This window comes from Desulfonatronospira sp. MSAO_Bac3, from assembly GCF_003838035.1.
Taxonomy (GTDB): Bacteria; Desulfobacterota; Desulfovibrionia; order Desulfovibrionales; family Desulfonatronovibrionaceae; genus Desulfonatronospira; species Desulfonatronospira thiodismutans.
This window is the reverse complement of the sequence record NZ_QYZY01000088.1, coordinates 1-1,331: the sequence shown is the minus strand read 5'-3', so window position 1 is coordinate 1,331 and position 1,331 is coordinate 1. Positions and strand designations below refer to the sequence as shown.

Below are 1,331 nucleotides of genomic sequence, written 5' to 3'. Positions count from 1 at the left end.
CAAGGACGATCCCTGCCCCCTAACAGACGAGCAACTGTGGGTGGTTATGGATCACAACAACTGCTGCCAATACCAGGTGGACGAGGATGGTCCGGGTGAAGAAGACGGCCCTTGGGCCAAAGGATGGGAAGACCGTCGCCCTCCCCAGGGCTTTGATCCATGGGCTGAAGACGAAGGCGTGAGCATTGACGCTGAGGAGGCCCAAAGAGGCCTCAGGTAAGCCCTCAGGTTTATGGCAGGACATGAGCGTTGAGGCTCAAATCTAAGAAAAGGGAGGTGATCAGTATGCAGATCAACGGAGATGGCCGGAAGGTAGAGACCAACTGCCCTCATTGCAGTGTGAGGCACAAAGTCCTGGTCGAAACCTGCGAGCTCAGCTGGTTCATCCTGACCGAGCTTAAGTTTGGCGGTGTTGTGTGCTCTCCATGCTTTGATGATGGTGCCAGGGCACATCACCTGGCACAGATGGCCCAGTAGGGGATCTTAACCTTAATCTCAGGAGACGACTTATGAAGTTTGAGAAAGACTATTCCCCGGATGGTGAGGAGAAGTGGCTCGCCTGGGGTGTTGGCTTTACAGGTAATCCTGCCAAAGCTGAATTTACACCGCACGAGAAGCATTACGCTTTCGACTCACTGAGAACCACCCTATGGGTCCGGAAAGAGGCAGGGGGATTTGATGTGTATCCACTCTGTTTCCACGCAGAGGCTTCCTGGAAGATGCGGGAGCGTCTTAAATGCCGGACGGCCCTTATCGAGATCCACAGGGCTAAGGCAAGGCCCTCGGAGAATCTGAAGGCCGGCTTTTCTCTACATGTGTTCGAGCCAAGTGATGTCCGGGTGCTTTGCAGGATAGCATTCAATCCTGCCCGGTTGCCTTTTAGCGAATTCTTAAAAGAGTTCGAGGAGTTGATCCGTACCGGGCAGGTCCCGATCAATTAACCATTCAACCAAATATCCGCTGTTTTCAACCGCTTCAGCACAGGGCTGGCGCGGTTTTTTTACGTCTAATGCCCGGCATAGGGCAAAACAAAATGGAGGTTTTATCATGCAAGAGATCAACATTGAAGGCTGGACAACTGCACCCGTAGAGCATGAATTCACACCGAGCTACGTTAGGGCAGATGGCAAAGTTATTGCGCAAAAGTACACCCTCCACCTGCTCGTTCCGCGGAACGGGAACGGGAACGGGCATGGGAATGGGAACGGGAGTAAGAACGGCAATGGACATGCCAAGATTCGTGTTAACATCTGGGGGCCACAAGCGGACAGGGCCAAGTCCTTGTTCATGGACGCTTCCAACAGGGCACTGCTGAAAATCGTTGACGGTGT

At 53.2% G+C, this 1,331-nt stretch carries 3 protein-coding genes and 1 pseudogene; all 4 read left to right on the top strand.

Features of this window, described 5'->3' with window-relative positions:
• The coding region (locus D5S03_RS03335) for a hypothetical protein (RefSeq protein WP_287042662.1) at positions 1 to 220 on the top strand (220 nt) is incomplete at its 5' end.
• A gap of 65 nt (positions 221 to 285) precedes the next feature.
• Positions 286 to 477, top strand: a complete 192-nt coding sequence (locus D5S03_RS03330; protein WP_287042661.1) for a hypothetical protein — start codon at positions 286 to 288, stop codon at positions 475 to 477.
• 32 nt (positions 478 to 509) lie between these two features.
• Positions 510 to 941 (top strand): hypothetical protein, encoded by a 432-nt coding sequence (locus tag D5S03_RS03325; protein ID WP_287042660.1) that lies wholly within the window; start codon positions 510 to 512, stop codon positions 939 to 941.
• A 106-nt stretch (positions 942 to 1,047) separates the two neighbouring features.
• A pseudogene (locus D5S03_RS03320) lies at positions 1,048 to 1,331 on the top strand (hypothetical protein); the annotation flags it as partial.